The sequence below is a fragment of the Micromonospora chokoriensis genome (genome assembly GCF_900091505.1).
GTDB classification, from domain to species: Bacteria; Actinomycetota; Actinomycetes; order Mycobacteriales; family Micromonosporaceae; genus Micromonospora; species Micromonospora chokoriensis.
In genome coordinates this window covers 3,585,577-3,607,828 of sequence record NZ_LT607409.1, presented here as the reverse complement: position 1 = coordinate 3,607,828, position 22,252 = coordinate 3,585,577, and the positions used below count along the sequence as shown (strand labels likewise).

Genomic DNA, 22,252 nt, shown 5'->3' with positions numbered 1-22,252 from the left:
CGCGTAGCGACGGACGAGCCGGTGCTGTTCGGCGTAGTTCGGGCCCGCGCAGGCACGGGCCGCGCGAACGACGAGACGACGGTGCGGGCCGCCGCCGGGCGGCCCGCACCGTTGTCAGACGCCGGGCGCGTTACGCCCGTCTGCCGGAATGCTGGTGGCTGGTGAGTTCGCGGCCTACAGGTCGACCTTCGTCACGCGGGAGGATTCGTACGTCGTGGAGGCCGCGGGGAGGCCGGGCACAACAGAGACGTCCTTGACCAGCATGCCGGTCGTGGCGTCGACGGTCAGCACCTCGCTGCCCTCGCCGCCGAACACCTCGGGGCCGGCGGTGATCGTCAGCGTGGCCGTGCCGTGGGTGGTCGAGTCCTTGACGCTGACCGCGGAGATGGTGGACAGCAGGCGCAGCACACCGGCACGGACCCGCGTGTTGCCGTTGCCAGCGGACAGCGCTTGGGTGCTGTACGTCCACAGCGCGTTGTCGAAGTGCCGCTCAACGGCCTGAGGGCTGTACGGCTTCGGCTCGGCGTTGCCGCCCTTCTGCTTGATGATCACCTGGACGTCCGCCTGCTGCTTGTCCCACACCGCCTTCTGCGCTGCGGGGTCGAGGCCCACCAGCGGATCCTTGGCCGCCTTGAGCATCTGGGTCCGACCGTCGGCCGGGCTGCTGTCCGCCGCGGCGACTGCTGCCTTGAGGAGCGGAGCGTAGCCGCCGTCCGTCATCTGGTCCTGGTGACGGGCGATCGCACGCTTGATGTCCTTCACGCTGTTGCCCGTATAGATCGCGTGACCATCGGTGTACAACGTGTAGACGACCTGCATGGTCTTGGTGCCGTGGACCTGCGTCGCCTTCACCAGCCACGCGTCGCCCACCGCCGGGGTGACCGTCTTGATGGACCCGGCCAGGGTCATCAGCGGCGCGCGCTCGGCCGACCCGTCGACCGTGGTCGAGCCCGAGGGGGCGGCTGACGAATCCTTGCTGGCCACCATGTCCCCGGGTGCCGACGAGTTGAGCACCACCGCGACGACTGCCGCCGCGGCGGCAACCCCCACCCCGGCGCCAACGCCCAATCGGCGCGCGATACCGATCCCGCGGCGGCGCCGAAGCGCCGGGCCGGATTCGTGGTCCCGCGTGTTTGTCGTCGTCTCCACGATTGACGTCGCCTCCATAGTCGTGTCCTCCGCCGATATCGCGCCCCGCAACCGCACGGTTCCCGGGTCGGCCATAGCCGCTCGCAGCACCGCCCGCGCCCGCTGATACGCCTCCGGGCGTAGGGGTTCTGCGCTGCCCAACGCACCGACCAGATCGAGCTCGTCGGTCATCGGTGTCTCTCCTTCGCGCTGTTGCGGTCCTTCAGAAGCGCGGACACCCCCGGGGCGTCGCGCAGTGCCGTCCTGGCCTGGCTCAGCAGCCGCCGCGCCGTGCCGGCCGGTATGCCGAGTGCCCGGGCGGCGTCGGCTGCGGTCAGGTCCTCCCAGGCGACGAGCCTCAGGACTTCCCGCTCTTCGGGTTTGAGCCGCGTCAGGGCCGACCGGAGTACCGCCCGGGCGTCCACGCCGAGGTCCACCGCCGACCACGGATCCCATCCGGTAGCCACGTCCGGCACGTCGGCGACCAGGTCCTCGGCCGGCCGGGACCGCCAGTAGCGCCGTAAGCGATTCAGTGCCACCCCGTACAGCCACGGCCGCGCATCGTCGTACCTCCGGTCGTACGATCGCCGCGACTCGAATGCCGCAACCCAAACCTCGCCGAGGAGGTCCTCGGCCGCTTCCCGCCCAGCCCGGCGAACGAGGTACGAACCGACGGCGGCCTCATGACGCTCGACCACCTCGACGAAGGCGTCGACATCGCCATCCAGCGACCGGCCTATCAGATCCGCATCCGAAGCCATGGCCCTCCTCGGCAAAGTCCGCGCTTCACCCTGACATTGCCGATCGGGCGGGAAAGTGTTCAGACCCCAGGTCCGCGCCCAACAGCGACTTCTCGGCGGCATGAGCGGCTGCGACGTGGCAGCGATTCACCGCTCGTCACTTCCGGCCAGGTCGGAGAACGCGCCGAGCCGCAGCCGCGCTGCTATGTGCTCGGCGAACCAGGCGTAGAAGTTGCTGGTCGGGTCGAGGCCTGCGCGGACCGCGTTGCGCCAGTCCGGCTGGTCGAGCACCGCGAGGTACCGCTGCACTACGCGGTCCCGCTGCGCGGCCGTGCAGCCGTATCGGTCTGCGGGCCCCGCCGTCAGACAGTGGGCGATCATCGCGGCATCGACGTACCGGTTCGCTGTCGGCGGCTGCCGGGCGAGGTGAGCCGCATGCGCGGCCAGGACGACAGGTGCGGGCGGGTAGTGCGCGAGGGTCATGCCCATGCCTGCGCAGTCCGCCATGGTCCTCAGGAGCCGACCGGTGTGATCGATCAGGTCGTCGTCGGCATCAGGGCTGGTGATCGCTTCGTGCAGATGCGCTGCGGTCGCCACCTCGCCGGCGAAGTAGCCGTTGAGGTAGTCGCCATCGCAGGCGTGGCGCAGCAGCCACGGCCGGGAACTGGCGGCGCCCTGTCGGCACAGCGCCTCGACGACGTAGACCCGGCCCCCACCGGTGACACGTTCGGCGAGCCACTGCAGTGCTTCCGCACCTCCACGGCGGCGTTGCAGCGCGTCTGCGGCTAACGGCCCACACTGGTCTGACAGCAGGCCGATGGTTTGGATCAGCGGGATGTCGTCCTCGGCCCCATCGGTGGCCAGCAGCGCGAGCCCGACCGTGGCGGCACTACGGTCGTTGCTGTGCCGCACCAACCACCGGCCGGTCTGCCGCACGCGCTGCCGGTCCGCGCGCAGTGCTGCGGCAACGATGTGGTCGTTGCGATGGATCGGGACGTAGACATCGCGGAACGCGTCGACAAGGTCACTCGCCGGGGCGTCCGGCCGCCTGAAGTGGGTGTCGAGGATGACAGCGACATCAGCGCCGTAGAGTCGTCGATCCCGCACACGCCGGGTCGACGGCCGCGACCGGTAATGCTCGTCGTCCGGATACGGCTCACCGTCGCGAGGCAGAGCCCCGTCGGGGTGTTGTCGATGGAGACGCAGAGCGTGCTCGAACAGAGCGATCCGTGGTCCGAGCGGTTCAGACTCGGTCATCACGCTCACCGGCGGACGGAAGACTCGATTCTTTCGATCATGGCCGCGACGATCCCACCCTCGCGTACCGTTGCGCAAGCGGCGGCGCCTGTCAGGCGCCTTGTGAAACTGCGATGATGACGCGTGATCATCCCCGGATACCTGGACGGGTACGAACCGCCATTCCTACGGTCGCCGCTGGTCGACGGGTCCGACATCATGTCCCAGGACCTGTTCTGGCCCGCTTTCCTCTGCACCGTCGGGGGATCCACGTCGGTGACAGACGCCTTCGGCGTCGACCCAGCCGACCTGGAGCAGATCGTCGACACCTTCCTCGACCCGCACAGTTGGCCAGTGTTCTCCCTGCCACTTCCCGGGCACTGCCGCCTGCACGTCATCATGCGCAACGCCGACGACGACGGCGGCGTCGACTACGTGCTCGATCCTGGCACCGGTGACGCGTCGATCCCTCTCGCCGCCATGGACGGACACTTCCGAGGGCCGGCGTTCGCGTGGCCGGAAGTCGTCGCCGCAGCGCACCACCCGGATCAGGACCACACCCCCGCCCAACGACTGCTCCTCCTCGTACCGGCCTGCGCCGACAGCAGCCGCCCACGCGAGGCCGTGGACCTGGTCGCGAAAGCCGTGACCGCTCTGGGCGCCCGGTCCGACGTACGCCAGGTCAGCGAAGAACTCCTCGACAGCGGCAGGTACTGGACGCCGTGCCCATGGGTGAACGTCGACGACGTCCTCGTCGGCCGTGGATCACACACCTACCGCCGCTACGGAGGAGAGCTGTCCCGGGAACAACTCCGCCTCATCACTGACACGCTCCAGCCCGAACGCAGCACGCATCTGCCGCCGTCAGGCGCGCCGACGGTCAAGGACGGCGGTCGCCGCTGAGGCAATGTGGAGGGTCTACACCGTTCGGTCGAGGGCCGGCGAACTGTCGAGCAGGCTGCCCAGTCGAGCAGCGGATTCGTCGGTCAGACGATAGACGCCCTGGAGGCTGACGGAGCGTTCGAGACGACCGTCGACGACGTACTTCAAGGTGCGCTGTTCTCCGCGTCGGTTGCGCCACGTCAGCGTGCTGAGCAGGTCGCCGGGGACGGCGACGTCGAAGCGGATCGGCGTTGCCTCGACATGCACCGGATCTGCCCCGCATCCGTCGGCGCCGAGCATCGCCCAGTCGTCGTGACCGGGATAGGCCGGGTCGCGCCACGTTGCCGGCGCAGCGCCGCAACAGGCGCGCCGCTGTTTGTCGACGACACGGAGACGGCTCACCACGTAGACCACGCATCGGTGGACGTGCAGCGCAAAGACGTCGTCGCCGACACCCACGCCGGCCCAACTGGGCAGAGACTGATGCACCCCGCTGAATGCCACCGGCGGCCGGAGGCCGGTGCAGCGCCTGCGGAGCTCCCGGCAGACGTCCTGGGTCCACAACGCGGTGAAGGCAGCCGACATGGTCGTGATCATAAGAGTGACGACCGACAGTTTCGATCCATCATCACCACGGCTTCGATGGTGTCGTCGGTGCCGAAGAGCCACGTTGCGGTGTGGGGAAATGCGTCCTAGCGTATGCGGCATAGATGAACATGAGTCGATACCGGGGGGCGTAGATGCGCGCGATGGCCGCTTTCGTTGTCGCTTGCCTCGCCATAGCCGTCGCCCCAGCCTCGGCGGCCAGCGGGGCGACCCTCGCGTGGCGGGCCTGCCCGGGTGTTGACGACACCCGTCTGAGCTGCGCCACCGTCCAGGTGCCGCTCGACCACGCACGGCCGTCCGGCCCAACGATCGACATCATGATCTCCCGGCTCCCCGCGACCGACCCGGCGCTTCGCCGCGGGGTGCTGTTCACCACGGGCGGCGGGCCGGGTGGTGCCGGTGTCCCGGAGCCGCTGAATCTCGCCACCATCGTCGATCCGGCGGTCCGCGACCGGTACGACATCGTCGGGTTCGACATGCGCTTCGTCGAACGCAGCACTCCGATCACCTGTGGCCAGCCGGAGGAGGAGCCGGGCGGCTACTGGGTGCGCACCGCGACCTATCAGTCCCTGGAGGACACCGCCGCCGAGGCCCGCGAATACGCCCGCGCCTGCGCCCGGCACACAGGTTGGGCGCTTCCGTTCGCCACGACCGCACAGGCCGCCCGCGACATGGACGTCATCCGGGCACGCCTGGGCGAGCGGAAGCTTTCCTTCCTCGGGGGCTCGTACGCGGCGATGCTCGGCGTCGCGTACGGCACGCTCTTCCCGCACCGGGTGGACCGGTTCGTGCTGGACAGCCCGGTCAACTACGACCTCGCCTGGCGCCCCTACGAGCTGAAGCGACTTCCGGCCTTCGAGCAGAACTACGCCGCCTTCACCGGGTACGTTGCCGACAACAGCGCGGCGTTCGGGCTCGGTGCCACGCCGGCCGACGTCGCGGAAACCCTGAGCAGGGCTTTCGCCGAGGCGGCGATTGAGCCGATCGTGGCCGGGGATCACGCCTGGACCACCGGCGAGTTGGGCTCCCTGACGGTCATCGCGACGTACTTCGAACATCTGTGGCCGGTGGTCGCGACCAACCTGGCCGCCATCGTCGCCCGCACCCCGCCACCGATCCCCCTCGACCCGCGACCGACGCCCCTGCCCGGGACGCCGGGCGTGCCGGCGGACAACCACACCGCGGTCAACATGGCCTTCCGCTGCGGCGACAACGTGTGGCCGCGCGACCTGGCGACCTACCGCGACGACCTGGCGCGCCTCGGCAGCCGCTACCCCGTCTTCGGCCCGTCGATCGCCAACCTCAACCCCTGCGCCTTCTGGCCGGTCAGCCAGGACAACACCCCGCCGCTCGCCAGCAACCGGGCACCGGCGGCGCTCGTCCTCGCCGCACTGCGCGACGCCTCGGTGCCGCTGGCCAACTCGACCGCGACGGCCCGGTCCATCACCGGCTCACGGCTGGTCACCGTCGACAAGCAGACACACGTGCCTCTGCTCAGCGGCCAGGCCAACGCCTGCCTGACTGGCATCGCCACCGCCTACCTGGTGCACGGACACCTGCCGAAACGCAACACGGCCTGCTGAGGGACGTCTCATCACTCGGCCAGGGCGAGATGCGATTCGTCTGCCGCACCAGGCGGATGGTCGTCACGGCTCTGATGGTTCCAGGCCGGTTCTCGCCTCGGCGGGTCGGGCCGAGCACACCGACCAGGCTGGCGATGGGTGGACGCAGCCCTCAGCGGAGGCCAGCCAACCGGGGCAGACAGTCGGGCGCGCCACGAAGAACGACGTTCCGACAGCGAAGCTCGGGTTGGTTCTGGAACTGACGTTGAGCGACTACCGTCAGCGCGTGCTCGATCCCACGATCATTTTCGACACCTCCGGCCCGCAGGAAAGCCCGCTCACCGACGAGGTTCCACGGGAGGTGGAAGCGCAACTCGGGCGCAAACTACCCGCCGCGTACGTCGACCTGGCCCGGCGACACAACGCCGGACTGTTGGCTCGTAACGCCCATCCCTCGCCCAGCCGAACCTCCTGGTCCCCAAGCCACGTGGCGGTACACACCCTGGCGGCGATCGGACGGACTGCCCCCCACCGGCGGGTCCGCATAGGAGGTAGCGATGATTGAGTGGCTTGACCATGTCTGGTCTCAAACACGCACTGTGCAGATCGTCGAGGGCGGTGAGGATGCCGGTCCCCTTGGCGGACGTGCAGTTCTGGCCGAGCTGCCAGGCGCTGTGTCTGTCGAGGCGGCGCGCGAGTTGACCACGAAAGGTCGCTTCACCGGTGACATCTGCCGTTGCCACGGTGGGCCGACGATCGTGCTCCGCGATGCGACAGGCGACGTGCTCGCCGGCGCAGGTCTTCATGGCCACGGCTCGGTCAGCTGGGAGCGGTCGCGCTTCCGTAACGACCTCGTCGTGGCGGATCCCGCGGCGCTGCACTTGTTTCTGGCCGGACACGGAGTGCCGAATCAGTTGACCACCTTCCTGGCACCGTTGGCTGACCTGCTGAACCTGCACGAGGGTCGTCCGCAGTTCCGGCCCGCCGGTAAGAAAGGCAAGCGTTATCTGGACGAGCGCGGGGTTCCGGACGTGCTGCATCCTGTGTTGGTCGCTGCCACCGGCCAGCAGTGTGGCGAGCTGTCCGATGCGCACGTCGACGACATCCGTCGAAGGCTCACCGCCGCCATGCCCTCACCCACCGCCAGGGCGGCGACCCTGCTGTCCTGGCTGGGCCGTCTCCCCATCCCCGCCGAGGCCCTGTGGGGTGAAGGCGTCCTGGTACGCCAGCTACTCGCCGACCTCAGCCTGCCCGACGTCGCGGTCGCGGCTGCCCAAACCCACACCGGACACGTGGCGACAGGGACGATCAACCTGATCATGCATTCCGGCGACGACGGCACACTGGCCACCGCCATCAGCCCGACGCTGCGTCGACTGTTCCCACCGGCACCTGCTGCCAACACCCCCCGACAGCCGCCGTACGGTCAGACGACGCACCGCCCGTTGCCGTAGCTCGCACAGCCGTCATCGGGGTATTGGTAGCTCCCGGCGCGCAGCTCCGCGGCACGGCCCGGCTCGAAGGCGACCTGGACGACCTGCTCAAGCTGTTGCCGTTCCAGCTGCCCAGCGAGGCGCAGTGGGAGTACGCAGCGCGAGCCGGCACCACCACGCTGACGTTCCGCGGGGACGAAAAGCCCGACGAGGACCAACTGCTCGACGATTTCGACGACGAGACGCGCACGGCCGCCGGCGAGAACGCGTTCGGGCTGGCGGCGATGGGGTCGGCGAACGAGCTCTGCGCCGACATGTGGATCCCCGGGTTCAACGGTGCGCCGGCAGACGCACGACCACGGACCGGCGACGGGCCCCGCACTGTGCGCGGCGGAGCCGCCGACCTCTACCCCTGGCAGGGCTGCGACGAATGGTTGCTGCTGCTCTCCGCCACCCGGTACGAACACGCCAGCTTCGCGGCGGTACGCCCGGCCGTACCACTGCCACCCCGGTGATGGTGGTCTGAGCGGATCCCATCTTCGAGCCGGCAAACAGGCCGACGATCGCCGACCAGGGCTGCGGCGTCACCCGTCGTTGCGGATTCCCCCGCTCCCGAGGCCCTACGCCGAGGGTGACCCGACCCGTGCCGGCCGGCGGACCCGGGCCGGCGGGGCGGGCAGGGCCCTGCGGTCGACCTTGCCGTTGGCGGTGGCGGGTAACTCGGGCAGCAGCACGTGGCGCAGCGGCACCATGTGGTCGGGAAGCTGCTCGGCCAGGAACGCCCGCAGCGCCGCCTCGCTCACGTCGCCCGCGTCGGCGTGCCGTTCGGTCACCACGTACGCCACCAGGGTCGGTGCCGCACCCAGGTCGTCGCGGAGCAGCACCACGCTGTTCGCGACGAGCGGGTGGCTGTTGAGCACCGACTCGATCTCGCCGAGTTCCACCCGCTGCCCACGGATCTTCACCTGCGTGTCGATGCGCCCGCCGTAGTTCAGGTGACCCTGCGGTGACCACCAGGCCAGGTCGCCGGTGCGGTACACCCGCTGGGGATGCCCGGCGACGTGCACGGTGCCGAACCGCTCGGCGGTCAGGTCGGGCCGTCCCGCGTACCCCCGGGCCAGGCAGTCGCCGCCGACCACCAGTTCCCCGGGTACGCCCAGCGGGGCGAGTGCCCCCTCGTCGTCCAGGACGTACGCCGTGACGTTGGTGATCGGTCTGCCGATCGGGACGGTGGGGTCCGGTTCGGGTCGGCGGCACGGCCAGGCGGTGACGTCGATGGCGGCCTCGGTGGGGCCGTACAGGTTGTCCACCCGCACCGTCGGCAGGGTGGCGGTGAGCTTGTTGACGAGCTTCGGCGGCAGGGCCTCCCCACTGCAGATCACCCGGCGCAGGGTGGCGCACGCGGCGACCCCGGGCTCCTCGACGAACAGGGCGAGCATCGACGGCACGAAGTGCACCGTGGTCACCGCCTCGCGGGCGATGACGGCGGCCATCTCCTGCGGGTCGCGGTGCGCCTGGGCCTCGGCCGTGACCAGCGTCGCGCCGGCCAGGAAGGCCCAGAGCAGCTCCCACACCGACACGTCGAAGGTGTACGGCGTCTTCTGCAGCACCACGTCGCCGGGCCCGATGCGGTACTCGTCCTGCATCCACGTCAGCCGGTTGGCCAGCGACAGGTGGGTCATCTGCACACCCTTCGGCGCCCCGGTCGACCCGGAGGTGAAGATGACGTACGACAGCCCGTCCACCACCTCCTCCGGCGCGCGGTAGCCACGCCAGTCGACGGGCGAGGCGGGCAGGTCGGCGCCGGCCAGTGGTCGCACCGGAACGGCCGGGGCTGCGCCGGTGCCGAGCGCGGCCCGTCCCTCCTCGTCGGCGAGCGCCAGCGCGGCGTCGGCGGTGGTGAGCATCAGGTCCAGCCGGGCCTTCGGGTGGGACGGGTCCAGCGGCAGGTACGCCGCTCCGGCCAGCAGGACACCGAGCACCGCGACGACCATCTCCGGGCTCCGCTCGGTGCACAGGGCGACGACCGATCCGGGGCCCACGCCCTCGGCGCGTAGTCGCCCGGCGAGCGCGGCTGCCTCGTCGAGCAGGTCCCGGTAGCTGCGGTCGCGTCCCCCGCCGCGCAGCGCGACGGCGTCCGGGGTGCGCTCCGCCTGCCGGCAGATCGCCTCGTGCACGGGTGTCCGGGGGGCCGGGGTCGGCGCGGGGTTGAAGCCGAGCAGGGTGGCCCGCTCCCGGGGGCCGACGAGCACCGCCTCGCGCACCGGGCGGTCGGGGTGGGCGGTGAGCCATCCGCTCAGGGTGTCCAGTCGTTCCTGGAGGTGGGTGGGATGACAGTGGTCGCCGGCGAGACAGACCGGCACCGTGCCCACCATTCCCGCCGCCCCGCCGGGTGGGCCGGGCGTCACCAGCACCACGTCCACCGGGGACAGCTCGGGCGACGGTGTCGGCGTCTGCGCGCGTACCCCGGTCAGTGTGGTGTCCGGGTGCACGCGCAGCGTGTGGTCGCCGTGCGGGCCGCGCACCGTCACCGACGTCGCGCCGGAGAGGCGGTGGGCGAGCACGGCCGCCACCGCTGCCGCGTGTGCCAGGTCGGTGTGGTCGGTCATGCCGTCACCAGCTCGGCCAGGACGCGCGGCGTGGGTCGCGCGGACAGTCTCTCCATCGGGATGCGGACGGCGAAGCGGCGCTGCACCTGGTTGACCATGCGGATGAACAGCAGAGACTCGCCGCCGACGGTGAAGAAGTCGGTGTCCGGCCCGATCTCGGGCGAGCCGAGCAACCGGCCCCACAGCTCCACGATCTCGTCCACCACAGTGCTCTCCCCGGCAACCGTGGGAGGTGGCGCAGGTTCGGCGGTGTCCGGGGCCGGTGGCGGTGTCGCGTCCAGCCAGTGCCGGGTACGGGCGAACGGGTACGTCGGCAGCGCCACCCGCCGCGCCTGGCTGTCGCCGCGCACCGCCGCCCAGTCCACCGTCACCCCGGCCGTCCAGAGTGCGCCAAGCCCGGCGAGGACGTCGGCGGCGTCGGCCCGCGGCGTCGGTCGCGGCTGTACGGCGAACCCGGGCACCCCCCGTCCCTGCGGCGTCTGCCGGGCCATGCCTGTCAGCGCGGTGCCGGGACCGACCTCGACGAGCACGGGGTCGGGCAGCTCCAGCGCGGTCAGCAGGGCGTCGTGGTAGCGCACCGGGCTGCGCAACTGTGTCGCCCAGTAGCCCTCGGCACGCGCCTGGCCGGTGCCGAGCAGCGTGCCGTCGACGCTGCTGACGACCGGGAGGGTGCGGGGTCGGTGGGGCACCCGGTCGGCCTCGACGCCGAGCAGCCGGGCCGCGTCGGCCATCATCCGGGTGTGGAAGGCACGCTGCGCGGGCAGCGCCCGACAGGGCACCCCGGCCGTGTCCAGGCGCTCGCGGAACGCGGCGAGCGGGGCCGGCGGTCCGGCCACGACGGTAACGTCCGGCGCGTTGCGGGCGGCGATGTCGAGGTCGTCCAGGCCCGCGAGGTGTTCCTCGACGGTGCGCGGCCCGGCCAGCACGACCAGCAGGTGGCCCTCCGGGGCGTCCTGCATGAGCCGGCCCCGGGTGGCGACCAGGCGCAGCATGTCGTCGTCGGCCAGCTCACCGGCGAGCGCGGCGGCCGGGAACTCGCCGACCGAGTGACCGATCATCGCCGCCGGGCGGACGCCCCAGGACAGCAGCAGCCGGCCGAGCGCCACCTCGTACAGGGCCAGGGCCGGCTGGGTGACGTCGGTGCGGTGCACGACACCGTGCGGGTCGTCGTCGACGAGGACGTCCCGTAGGTCCAGCCCGAGGACCGGGGCCAGCAGCTCCGCCCCGTGGTCGAGGTCGGCCCGCACGGAAGGGTAGTGGTCGTAGAGGCCCCGCGCCATGGCGGGGAACTCGGCGCCCTGCCCGGGGAACAGGAACACCACCCGGGGTCGGCGGGCCGCCGCGCGCACCCGCGCCCGGCGCAGCCCGGCCAGCGCCGTCGGGACGTCCCGCGCGGCCACCGCCAACCGGTGCGGGAAGTGCCGGCGGTACGTCTGCGCCGTCACCGCGACGTCCCGCACGGACAGGTCGGGGCGCTGCCGCACGTACTCGTGCACCTGTTCGGCGGCCTCGCGGACCGCATCCGGGGTCCGCGCGGACAGCACGATCAGCTCGGCGGGGCCGTCGGCGGCCGACGGCTCCGGCGGAATCGGGCCGTCGGCCTCCTCCAGCACCACGTGCGCGTTGGTGCCACCCAGCCCGAAGGCGCTGACCGCCGCCCGGCGCGGGCCGTCGGCGGCCTCCCACCGACGGGCGACGGTGTCCACTGTGAACGGTGACGATGCGTCCAGCAGCTCGGGCCGGGCCTGCTTGAGGCCGGCGAGCGGCGGGATCTGCCGGAAGTGCAGGGCCAGCGCGGCCTTGATGAGCCCGGCGACACCGGCGGCGGCGTCGAGGTGCCCGACGTTGGCCTTGACCGAGCCGATCGAGCACTGTCGCTCGCCGCGACGGAACACCTCGGTGAGCGCGGCCAGCTCGATGGCGTCGCCGACTTCGGTCGCGGTGCCGTGCGCCTCCAGGTAGCCCACTGTCGCCGGGTCAACGGCGGCGGCGGCGTACGCGCGGGTCAGCACGTCGACCTGCCCGGCGATGCCCGGCGCGGTGTAGCCGACCTTCATCCCGCCGTCGTTGTTCACCGCCGACCCCTTGATCACCGCGTACACGGTGTCCCCGTCCCGGCGGGCGTCCTCGGCGCGTTTGAGCACCACCAGGGCGACCCCGTTGCCGGGCACGGTGCCGTCGGCCGTGGCGTCGAAGGGCCGGCACGTGCCGTCCGGCGACATGATGCCCTTCGTCTCGTAGAGGTACCCGGCCTGCTGCGGCACGGCCACGCAGGCGCCACCGGCGAGCGCCACGTCCGAGTCGCCGCCGCGCAGGCTCTGGCAGGCCAGGTGCACCGCCACCAGCGACGTCGAGCAGGCGGTCTGCACGGTGATGGCGGGCCCGCCCAGGTCCAGCCGGTAGGCGATCTTCGCGGCCAGGTGGTCCTTCTCGTTGCCGAGCACGACCGACAGCAGCCCCTGCGACTCGACGACGTCGGGCTGGGCGAACACGTGGTGCAGCGCGTAGTAGTTGAACCCGGCCCCGGCGAAGACGCCGACGCGACCGAACGGCCGCTCGGTGGCGAGTCCCGCCGACTCCAGCGCGGCCCACGCCGTCTGCATCAGCAGCCGGTGCTGCGGGTCCATCGTCTCCGCCTCCCTCGGGGTGATACCGAAGAAGGCCGCGTCGAACAGGTCCGGGTCGGCCAGGACGCCGCGCGCCGGCACGTACGCCGGGTCGTCGAGCCGGTCGGCGGGCACCCCGGCGGCCAGCAGTTCGCCCCGGGTCAGCGCACTGACGGTGGTCTTCCCGGCGACCAGGTTCGACCAGTACTCCCAGACGTCGGCGGCGCCGGGGAACCGACCGGCCAGGCCGACGATCGCGATGTCGTCGTTCATGAGGGTGCGCCTGCTCTCTCGGTCTGTGCGTGCAGATGCCGGGCCAGCGTCTGCACGGTCGGGAAGCGGTAGAGGTCGGTGAGCGGGATGGTCCGGCCGGCCAGCCGCTCCTGGAGCAACCGGCGCACGATCGCCAGGCGCAGCGACTCACCGCCGACGTCGAAGAACGCCTCGTCGACGTCGAAGTCGTCGGTGCCCAGCGCCTCCACCCAGGCGCCCGTCACCAGCTCCTCGAACTCGGCCAGCGACGCCGAGCGCTGGGCGGGAACCCGGGCCGGCGCGGCCGAGGTCTCCGGCGGGGCGGCCGAGGTCTCCGGCAGCGCTGCCGGTCGGGCCAGTTCGCCCAGCGCCCGCAGGTCGACCTTGCCGTTGCGGTCCAGCGGGAACTCGGTCACCGTCACCCACTGCTGCGGCCGGGCGTAGGGGGACAGGTCGGACTCCACCGCGCGGCGCACGGCGGCCACGTCGACGCCGTCCGGGTCGGGCTTGAGCGCCGCGCAGAGGCGTACCCCGCTCGCCGGATCACCGGTGGGGAACACCACCGCGTCGCGGACGCCCGGCTGCGCCCGCAACCGGCGCTCGACGTCGACCGGCTCCACCCGGTGTCCGGCGATCTTTACCTGGCGGTCGTTGCGGCCCAGGAAGCGCAGGTGGCCGTCGGCGCCCCAGCGCACCAGGTCCCCGGTGCGGTAACGGCGTACCCCGTCGTGGCGCACGAAGGAGGCGTCCGTCCTCGTCGGGTCACCCAGGTACCCGTCGGACAGCCCGGTGCCGCCGGTCAGCAGTTCGCCGACGGCGCCCGGTGGGACGGGACGACCCGACGCGTCGACGACGGACAGGTCGGTGCCGTGCACCGGAGCACCGATCGGCAGCGGGTCGGGCGTCGCGTCGGCGTGCTCTACGGAGTACGTGGTGGTGAAGGTGGTGTTCTCGGTGGGGCCGTACCCGTTGGTCAGGCGCAGGCCCCGGCAGGCCCGCAACACCTGGCGCACGTGCGGCGGTGACACCACTCCCCCGCCGGTGAACAGCTGCCGCAACCCGGCGAACGCGTCCGGACGGTGGTCGGCGACCAGGTGGAACACGCCCGAGGTGAGCCAGGCGTGGGTGACCCCGGCGGTGCTCAGGACGTCGGCCAGCCCGCGTGGCGTCGGGTCCTCCGGCGGGAAGACCACCACCGTGTCGCCGGTGGCCAGGGGCACCAGCAGCTCCAGGGTGGACGCGTCGAACGCCAGCGGGGACAGCCGCAGCATCCGCATACCCGGCCGCTCGGCGAACATCCCCGGGTCGTCGGCCAGTCGCAGCACCGCCCGGTGCGGCACGACGACGCCCTTGGGCACGCCCGTCGAACCGGACGTGAAGGAGACGTACGCGGTGCGCGCCGGGTCGCTCGGCGCCGCCTCGACCGGGTCCGGCCCGACGGGCGTCCGCGGATCGACGAGCGGGCAGTCGACGACTCCCGGCCAGGGCTCGCCCACACCGAGGCGGGCCCGCGCCGCGACGGTCGCCGCGAGATGGGTACGCCACTCGGCGGTGGCGTGCTGGTCCACTGCCACGTAGTGCGCGCCGAGGCGCAGCACGCCCAGCACCGCCACCGCCTCGGCGGCCGAGCGGGGCACCTCCAGGAGAACCGCGTCGCCGGCACGCACCCCGTGGCCGTGCAGGAGACGGGACTGCTCGACGGCGGCGTCGTGCAGGTCCCGGTAGGTGAGCGTCAGCCCGGTGTGCGCGTCGACGAGCGCGCACCGCTCGCCCGCCGACTCCGCGTACGCCGCGAACCGGTGCCACACGTCGTCGGCGGTGTCGCACGTCCCGCCCGCGCCCAGCTCGCGCAACCGGGCGCGCTGACCCGCCGAGAGCGTGGTGACGTCCCGCACCGTCGCGTCCGGGTCGGCGGCCAGCTCCCGCACCGCCGCCTGGAACGACTCGACCAGCTCCCCGGCGTCCGCGGCGGTCAGCAGCGCTGTCGCGTACTCCAGCGCGAACCGGGGACGATCCGACCACGACTGGAGGTAGAGCAGGGCGTCGAACACCGCGCCGGCGCAGTGGCCCTCGTGCACCCGCCAGGTACGGTCGCCCACCACCAGCTCGTCGGGCACCAGCTCGTGGTGGGCGGCGAAGCCGAGCTGGGCCAGCGGGTTGCGGCCCGGGTCGGTGCCGGCGCCCAGCGCGGAGACGACGGTCTCGAACGGCACGTCGGCGTCGGCGACCGCCGCGGCCAGGGCGTCGGCGATCCCCCGGACGAACTCCCGGACGGTGCTGTCGTCGGTCGCCGCGCAGCGCACCGGGACGACCCGGGTGCAGAGGCCCACCAGGCGGTCCATGCCCGCCTCGAACCGGCCCGCCGCCGGCACCCCGAGCACCAGATCGTCCAGACCGGCGCGGCGGGACACCGTCAACGCCCAGGCGGCCAGGGCCACCGACGTGACTGTCACCCCGCACTCCCGGGCCAACCCGGTCGTCGCCTCCGCCGCCGCCTCGTCCAGGTGGAAGCGCAGCCGGGAGCCGCGCCCGTCGGCCTCGGCGACCGGCGGCAGGTCGGTGGGGAGCGTCACCGTCCACGGCGCCCCGGCCAGCCGCGCGGTGACCCGGGTCAGAGCGGCCTGCAGCGCGCCGGACGACTCCTGCGCGGCGAGCCGGGTGCCGACCCAGTCCGGCGAAGGGGCCGCCTCGGTCGGGCCGTCCCCGGCGTAGAACTCGGCGAACTCCCGCGCGACCAGCCCGACGCTCCAACCGTCGCTGACCGTGTGGTGCACCAGCATGGTGAGCAGGTCGCGCCGGCCGGTTCGGGTCAGCACGAACACCACGGGTGGCTGCGCGAACGGGCGCAGCACACGCGCGGCGGTCGGGCCGTACAGGTCGTGCACGGCGCGTACCGCGTCGTCGTCGGGCAGCGTCTGGTGCAGCAGGCGCGGCTCGTAGGGCGCGGGCAGCACGATCCGGGCCTGGCGGGGGTCGCGTACGAAGCGGGTCCGCAGCGCCTCGTGTCGGGTGGTCAGCTCGCGCAGCGCCCACCGGACCCGGGCCGGGTCGAGGGGCCCGTCGGCCTCCACCGTGAACATCAGGTGGTACGGCGCGTCCTGGTCCAGCAGGTGCGCGGCCAGCATGGACCGTTGTCCCGGCAGCAGCTCCCGCTCGGCGGGCCGCCGCGCGACGACGGGTGGGGCGGTGTCGACGAAGTCCACGGCGCCGGCGAGGGCCTGGGCCAGCGGCAGCGCCGACAGCAGGCGGGCGCTGTCCACGTCCGCCCGCAGCTCGCGTTGGCCCAGCGCGACGAGGGCGATGGCTTGGAGCGAGGTGCCGCCCAGGGCGACGAACGACTCGGTGGCGGCCATGGCGCGTACCTGATCGGGGGTGCCGCCGAGCACCCGTGCGGCGAGCGGCGCCCAGGCGGCGAGGTCGGGGGCGACCATCACGCGGTCTCCGCCCCGGCCCGATCCAGCGGCACCTCGCTCGCGACAGTGCGCAGGTCGGCGAGGCGGGGGTTCTCCAGCACGTGGCCGAACATCACCGCCAGGTTGAGTTCCTGGCGGATCAGGGTGCTCAGGCGCAGCGCGCTGAGCGAGTGGCCGCCGAGGTCGAAGAAGTCGTCGTCGTCGTCGACGGTGTCGACGCCGAGCACCTCCATCCACAGTTCTTCGAACTCGGCCACCCAGGTCCGGTCGTGTACGTCGCGCATCAGTGTCGCCTCTCTGTGGTCGGGTCGGCTCCGGGTGCGTCCAGGTAGTGCCGGGTGGCCGCGAAGGGGTAGGTGGGGGCGGGCAGCCGGCGGCGGCCGGTGTCGTGCACGGGGTCCCAGGCGTCGGTGAGACCCCGCTGCCACAGCGCGCCGACGGTCGCCAACAGGCGGGCGTGCCGGTTGGCGGGAAGCGGCGGCTGGTCGGCGTCCAGGTGCGGGGTGACGGTGGTGCCGACCTCGATCCAGAGCACCGGGTCGGGCACGGCGGGCGGCGGCGTCGACGTCGGGGGGCGGCGGGCCGCGGCCCGCCAGAAGGCGCTGTCGTCGGGCCGCCCGTCGACGAGCAGGGGCAGAGCGGCGGGGTGCAGGCGTACCCCGGGGTCGTCGGTGTCGCGCAGCAGCGCCAGCGCGTCCGCGAGTGACATCACCCCGGCCACGACGGCGGCGGCCACCGCGCCGACGCCGTCACCGGCCAGGGCGCGCGGGGTGACGCCCCGGCTGCGCAGCGACCGGGTCAGGCCGACGCAGGCCAGCAGCCGGTCGGTGCGTTGCCGGGCCGAATCGTCCAGGTCGTGCCCGCGCAGTAGCGCCACGCCCTCGTCGACGGTCCGCCGGTACACCGGGTCGGCGTCGTAGTTGGGTCGGTTGCCGGTCAGCTCACCGGCCCCGGTGAGGTGCAGCGCCACCCCGCGCGCCCGGGCCGTCGCGTCGACAGTGCCGACCCGGGGAACCCCGTCGGTCACGCCGGTCAGGACGGTGGCCCGCCACTGCAGCTCGGCGCGGCCGGTCCGCAGCGTGTACGCGAGGTCGGCCAGGTCCCCGGGGGCGGTTCCCGCCGCGAACGCGGTGACCCGGTCCAGGCTGTCCTGCGCCGCCGCGGCGGTCTTCGCGGAGACCAGGACGAGCTGCGGGACGTGCCGGCGGGGCCGGGGCCGGGCCGGCGGGGCCTCCTCCAGCACCACGTGGGCGTTGGTGCCGCCGATGCCGAAGGCGCTCACCCCGGCCCGGCGTACGCCGTCGACAGGCGCCCAGGGTCGGGCGGTCGTCGGCAGCTCGAACACCGAGCCGTCCAGTCGGATCGCCGGGTTGGGCGTACGCAGGTGAGCGATCGGGGGAATCGTGCGGTGGGTCAGGGCCAGCACCGTCTTGATCAGGCCGACCACCCCGGCGGCGGTGTCCAGGTGTCCGACGACCGACTTGACGGCACCCAGCGCGCAGGGCGTCCGGTCGGGCCGGGCGGAGTCGAACACCTGCCGCAGCGCCGCCACCTCGATCGGGTCGCCGAGCGCGGTGCCGGTGCCGTGCGTCTCGACCAGGCCCACGGTGTCCGGGTCGACGTCGGCCACCTGCAGAGCCGCCGCGATGACGGCGGCCTGACCGGTCGGGCCGGGCGCGGTGAAGCCGGCCTTGCGGGCGCCGTCGTTGTTGACCGCGGAGCCACGGATCACCGCGTGCACCGTGTCGCCGTCGCGCAGCGCGTCGGTGAGGCGCTTGAGCACCACCACGCCCGCTCCGTCGCCCGGAACCGTCCCGTCGGCGGCGGCGTCGAAGGCGCGGCAGCGACCGTCGGCGGAGAAGATGCCCCCGGGCTCGTGCAGGTGCCCGCGCCGGGTCGGCGGGGCGACGGTGGCCGCGCCGGCCAGTGCCACGTCGGCGTCGTAGGTGAGCAGCGCCTGCGTCGCCTGGTGCACCGCGACGAGCGACGTCGAGCAGGCGGTCTGCACGGTCAGCGCCGGCCCCTGAAGATTCAGCTTGTAGGCGATCCGGGTGGCGGCGAAGTCCTTGTCGCTGCCGATGATCACGCCCAGGCCGCCGGCCGCCTCGACAGCGCGGTCGTTGGGCCACACGTTGTCCAGCAGGTAGACGTTGAGGCCCGTGCCGACGTACACGCCGACCCGGTTGCCGTCGGCGGCGATCGGCGGGTGACCGGCGTGCTCCAGGGCCGCCCACGCGCACTCCAGCAGGATCCGCTGCTGCGGGTCCATCAGGGCGCTGTCCGACGGTGAGTAGCTGAACAGCCGGTGGTCGAAGCGGTCGGCCTCGGCGAGGACCGCCCGCGCCGGCACGAAACCGGGCCGCTCCACCAGATCCTTGGGTACGCCCCAACCGACGAGCTGCTCGGGCGTGAAGACGCTGACGGCGTCGACGCCGTCGTGGACGTGTCGCCAGAACCGGTCCAGGTCGCGGTCGGCGCCGGGCACCCGGATGGCCATGCCGACCACCGCCACCGCGGCGCTGTCGTCCAGCTCAGCCACGGCCGGCTCCCACGCTGCGCCGCCGGTCGGCCAGCAGGGCGCGGCCCTGGCGGCGCTGCGCCGCGTTGGCGTCCGCGACGACGGGTGCGGCCTGTCGCAGCGCCGCCGCGCAGCCGGCGACCGTGCCGCAGCGGAAGAGGTCGGTCACCGAGACGTCCAGCCCCTCCTCGGACATCCGCTGCTGGAGCGCGATCAGCGCGAAGCTGTGGCCGCCCAGGTCGAAGAAGTTGTCGTGCAGCCCGACGTCGGGTCGCCGCAGCACCTCGACCCAGCAGGCCCGGATTCGTTCCTCCAACCCGGTGCCGACGACACCGGCGGGCGTCGGCGACGGCGCGGTGGTGGTCCGTGCCGCGCGGCTGTCGGCCAGCAGGCGGGGAAGGTCCACCTTGCCGTGCGCGGTGAGCGGGATGCTCGCGACGCTCAGGATCCGCGACGGCACCATGTACGCCGGCAGTGTCTCGCGCAGGTGCGCCCGCAGGTCGTGCTCGGCGTCCGGGCCGATCCCCTCGACCACGAACGCGACGAGCTCGTCGTCCTCGGCGGCCACGGCGCACGACCGCACCGCCGGGTGGGTGAGCAGGGCGCCCTCCACCTCGGCCAGCTCGACGCGGTAGCCGCGCACCTGCACCTGCGTGTCGTTGCGCCCGAGGTACACCATGCTCCCGTCGAGGCCCCACTTCACCACGTCGCCGGTGCGGTACATGACCCCGCCGCCGTACGGGTCGGGCGGGAACCGCGCTGCGGTCAGCTCCGGGTTGTCCAGGTAGCCCTGCGCGACGAGCGCGCCGCCGCAGTACAGCTCCCCGGGCACGTTGAGCCCGGTCGGTCGCAGGTCCTCGTCCAGGACGTAGCAGCGCCCCGACGGCAACGGCACGCCGATGGCGCCCTCACGCACCCGGGGCACGTCGGCGGCCGACGCCTGGAAGATCGTGACGTGGATGGTGCCCTCGGTGATGCCGTACATGTTGACGAACACCGTCCGCAGGCCCGGCGCGTCCGCGATCAGCGACGCCAGCCGCGACCAGCTCAGCGCCTCCCCACCGAGGACGACGTAGCGGATGCGGGAGGTCTCGTCGGCGTCGAGCGTCCGCAGGTACGGCGGCAGCAGGCGGTAGAGCGCGCCCGGGGTCTGGAACAGCACGGTGACGGCCTCGCGACGCACCAGCCGGGCCAGCCGCTCCCGGTCCACCAGGTCGACCCGGTCGGCGATGACCAGCCGGGCGCCGGTGGTCAGCGCGCCCCACATCTCCCACACCGACGCGTCGAACGAGAACGAGCTGGCCGCCAGCCACACGTCGGCGGCCGTGACGTCCAGGCCCGCCGGGGTCGGGCTGTTCAGCGCGTCCAGGCCGCCGTGCCCGACCAGGACCCCCTTGGGTACGCCCGTCGAGCCGGAGGTGTAGATGACGTACGCCGGGTCGTCCGGCCCGGGGAAGGTCTCCTCGCGCACGGGAACCCCGTCGAGGGTGTGCGCGTCGGCCAGAGGGGTCCCGCTGTCGCGGGTCAGCGCTGCGGCCGCCTCGGCGGTCTCCGGGTCCACCACGAGCACCGCCATCCCGGCGTTCGCGGCGATCAGCTCAAGGCGCTGGCGCGGGTAGTCCGGGTCCAGCGGCACGTAGACGCCACCCAGCTTCCACACGCCCAGGATCGCCGCGACGACTGCCGGTGAACGGCCGAGCAGCAGTCCCACCCGGACGCCGGGGCGGACACCGCGGTCGGCCAGGCCCGCCGCGATCCGCCCGGCCCACCGGTCCAGCTCGGCGTAGGTGATCTCGACGTCCCGGTGGCGTACGGCCACCGCCTCCGGGGTCGCCGCCACGTGGTCGGCGAAGCGGCGCAGCACCGACGGGTGCCTGACCGACGCCGACGCGAGCGGCGGGTTCACCCCCACGGTGAGCTGCGCCCGCTCGGCCTCGTCCACCATGGACGGCTCCCGCTGCTCCTCGTCGACGATCGACCGCAGGAACGTCAGGTAGTGCGTGAGCAGCGTGCCGACGGTCTCCGCCGTGAACAGCTCGGTGCTGTACTCGGCGCGCAGGAACGGCACGTCGGTGGAGACGTCGAGGGTCAGGCCCAGGTCGAACTTGGTGACGTCGATCTCGACGTCGACCTCGGTCAGCCGTACCCCGGCGAACTCGGGGAACGCGAACGGGAAGTTCTGCACCGTCAGCGAGGTCTGGAACAGCGGCGCGTGGCTGAGCTGCCGCTCCCCCACGGTGGCCCGCACGATCTGCTCGAACGGCACGTCCTGGTTGGCGAAGGCCGCCATGCTGGCCCGCCGGGCCCGGTCCACCAGCTCGGTGAAGCTCGGCCGGCCGGACACGTCGAGCCGGATCGGCAGCGTGTTGACCAGACAGCCGACCAGGCGCTCCTCGGCGTCGTCCATCCGGTTCGCCACCGGAACGCCGACCACCACCTCGTCCTGGCGCGCGTACCGGGACAGCACCGAGGCGTACGCGGCGAGCGTCACCGCGAACAGCGTCGCGCCCCGCGCCCGCCCCCACTCCCCCAGCCGCCGCACCAGTTCCGGCTCGACCGGGCGGCGCAGCACCGCGCCGCTGGTACCGAGCACGCTCGGGCGGGGGAAGTCGGTGGGCAGCGCCAGTTGCGGCACGTCGACCAGCGCGGCACGCCAGAAGTCGAGACCCGAGCTGTCCCGCCGCCACGTCTCGTGCTGCCGCCCGGCGTACGCCAGATAGGACTCGGCCGGCTCGTCGTAGGCGGCCACCGACCCGTCGACAGTGGCGTTGTACTCGGCGGCCAGGTCCCGCAGGAGCAGACCCACCGACCACCCGTCGCAGGCGATGTGGTGCACGAGCACCGCGAGGCCGTGCTCGTCCGGGCCCCAGGAGCGCAGGAAGGCCCGTACCACCGGGCCGTCGGCGAGGTCGAAGGGCTGCCGGGCCTGCTCGGCGACGAGCGTCCGCAGGTGGGCCTCCTGGGTGGCGCGATCGACCCATCCGTCGGCGGTGATGTCGACGTCCACGGCGGCCGTCGACGACACCCGCTGGGTGAGGACACCGTCGACCACCGCGAACGTGGTGCGCAGTGCGTCGTGCCGGGCGACCACCCGGGTCAGGGCCGTGCGCAGCGCCTCGGGTCGCAGCGCACCGCGCAGGTGCACCGCGAAGGCCACCACGTACGCCGGGTTTCCGGGCTGGAGCTGATCGAGGAAGTAGAGGCGTTCCTGGGCGAAGGAAGCACGACCGGTACGAACCATGCACCGATCGTGCGGCCCGGCGCGTC

At 72.8% G+C, this 22,252-nt stretch carries 13 protein-coding genes and 2 pseudogenes; 5 read left to right on the top strand and 10 right to left on the bottom strand.

Annotated features, from left to right (window positions below; translation table 11 throughout):
- Window positions 1-174: 174 nt before the first annotated feature.
- The 3 genes from GA0070612_RS16920 to GA0070612_RS16910 all read right to left on the bottom strand — a co-directional run bounded on the left by GA0070612_RS16920 (window position 175) and on the right by GA0070612_RS16910 (window position 3,125).
- Window positions 175-1,320 carry a hypothetical protein gene (locus GA0070612_RS16920; protein ID WP_157742511.1) on the bottom strand — a complete coding sequence of 382 codons (1,146 nt, stop codon included), beginning with the start codon at window positions 1,318-1,320 and terminating at the stop codon, window positions 175-177.
- A complete protein-coding gene (locus tag GA0070612_RS16915) occupies window positions 1,317-1,889 on the bottom strand; it encodes an RNA polymerase sigma factor (RefSeq protein WP_088988771.1) in 573 nt (190 codons plus the stop codon). Before GA0070612_RS16915 ends, GA0070612_RS16920 begins: the two co-directional genes overlap by 4 nt.
- 126 nt (window positions 1,890-2,015) lie before the next feature.
- A complete protein-coding gene (locus GA0070612_RS16910; RefSeq protein WP_088991558.1) occupies window positions 2,016-3,125 on the bottom strand; it encodes a hypothetical protein in 1,110 nt (369 codons plus the stop codon).
- A gap of 123 nt (window positions 3,126-3,248) precedes the next feature.
- On the opposite strand from GA0070612_RS16910, the gene GA0070612_RS16905 reads away from it, so the two are divergent.
- Window positions 3,249-4,007: a hypothetical protein gene (locus GA0070612_RS16905; protein WP_088988770.1), complete on the top strand. Its 759-nt coding sequence runs from the start codon at window positions 3,249-3,251 to the stop codon at window positions 4,005-4,007.
- Between the two features lie 15 nt (window positions 4,008-4,022).
- On the opposite strand, the gene GA0070612_RS16900 is transcribed toward GA0070612_RS16905, so the two are convergent.
- Entirely contained in the window at window positions 4,023-4,571 is a 549-nt protein-coding gene (locus GA0070612_RS16900; protein WP_088991557.1) for a hypothetical protein, read from the bottom strand.
- 338 nt (window positions 4,572-4,909) lie between these two features.
- On the opposite strand from GA0070612_RS16900, the gene GA0070612_RS16895 reads away from it, so the two are divergent.
- From GA0070612_RS16895 to GA0070612_RS16880, 4 genes and pseudogenes are all read left to right on the top strand, one after another.
- The gene (locus GA0070612_RS16895; RefSeq protein ID WP_167393639.1) at window positions 4,910-6,175 is read left to right on the top strand and encodes an alpha/beta fold hydrolase; all 1,266 of its coding nucleotides are present in this window, start codon (window positions 4,910-4,912) and stop codon (window positions 6,173-6,175) included.
- A 265-nt stretch (window positions 6,176-6,440) separates the two neighbouring features.
- Window positions 6,441-6,680: pseudogene (locus GA0070612_RS16890) on the top strand (SMI1/KNR4 family protein); the annotation flags it as partial.
- Window positions 6,681-6,711: 31 nt separating this feature from the next.
- On the top strand, window positions 6,712-7,608 hold the full coding sequence (locus GA0070612_RS16885) for a hypothetical protein (RefSeq protein ID WP_157742510.1): 897 nt from the start codon (window positions 6,712-6,714) through the stop codon (window positions 7,606-7,608).
- A 50-nt stretch (window positions 7,609-7,658) separates the two neighbouring features.
- Window positions 7,659-8,102, top strand: a pseudogene (locus GA0070612_RS16880) (formylglycine-generating enzyme family protein); the annotation flags it as partial.
- A gap of 105 nt (window positions 8,103-8,207) precedes the next feature.
- Here the strand turns inward: GA0070612_RS16880 and GA0070612_RS16875 are convergent.
- Genes GA0070612_RS16875 through GA0070612_RS16850 form a run of 6 tightly spaced genes read right to left on the bottom strand, consistent with a single transcriptional unit; the run spans window position 8,208 to window position 22,226 of the window.
- The gene (locus tag GA0070612_RS16875; RefSeq protein WP_088988767.1) at window positions 8,208-10,196 is read right to left on the bottom strand and encodes an amino acid adenylation domain-containing protein; all 1,989 of its coding nucleotides are present in this window, start codon (window positions 10,194-10,196) and stop codon (window positions 8,208-8,210) included.
- Window positions 10,193-13,075 carry a type I polyketide synthase gene (locus tag GA0070612_RS16870; RefSeq protein ID WP_088988766.1) on the bottom strand — a complete coding sequence of 961 codons (2,883 nt, stop codon included), beginning with the start codon at window positions 13,073-13,075 and terminating at the stop codon, window positions 10,193-10,195. Before GA0070612_RS16870 ends, GA0070612_RS16875 begins: the two co-directional genes overlap by 4 nt.
- Window positions 13,072-16,485 (bottom strand): non-ribosomal peptide synthetase, encoded by a 3,414-nt coding sequence (locus tag GA0070612_RS16865; RefSeq protein WP_088988765.1) that lies wholly within the window; start codon window positions 16,483-16,485, stop codon window positions 13,072-13,074. Before GA0070612_RS16865 ends, GA0070612_RS16870 begins: the two co-directional genes overlap by 4 nt.
- Entirely contained in the window at window positions 16,485-16,751 is a 267-nt protein-coding gene (locus GA0070612_RS16860) for a phosphopantetheine-binding protein (protein WP_088988764.1), read from the bottom strand. Before GA0070612_RS16860 ends, GA0070612_RS16865 begins: the two co-directional genes overlap by 1 nt.
- Window positions 16,751-19,006: a beta-ketoacyl synthase N-terminal-like domain-containing protein gene (locus tag GA0070612_RS16855; RefSeq protein ID WP_088988763.1), complete on the bottom strand. Its 2,256-nt coding sequence runs from the start codon at window positions 19,004-19,006 to the stop codon at window positions 16,751-16,753. The genes GA0070612_RS16860 and GA0070612_RS16855 overlap by 1 nt, the downstream gene beginning before the upstream one ends.
- The gene (locus GA0070612_RS16850; RefSeq protein ID WP_088988762.1) at window positions 18,999-22,226 is read right to left on the bottom strand and encodes a non-ribosomal peptide synthetase; all 3,228 of its coding nucleotides are present in this window, start codon (window positions 22,224-22,226) and stop codon (window positions 18,999-19,001) included. The genes GA0070612_RS16855 and GA0070612_RS16850 overlap by 8 nt, the downstream gene beginning before the upstream one ends.
- Between the last annotated feature and the right edge of the window lie 26 nt (window positions 22,227-22,252).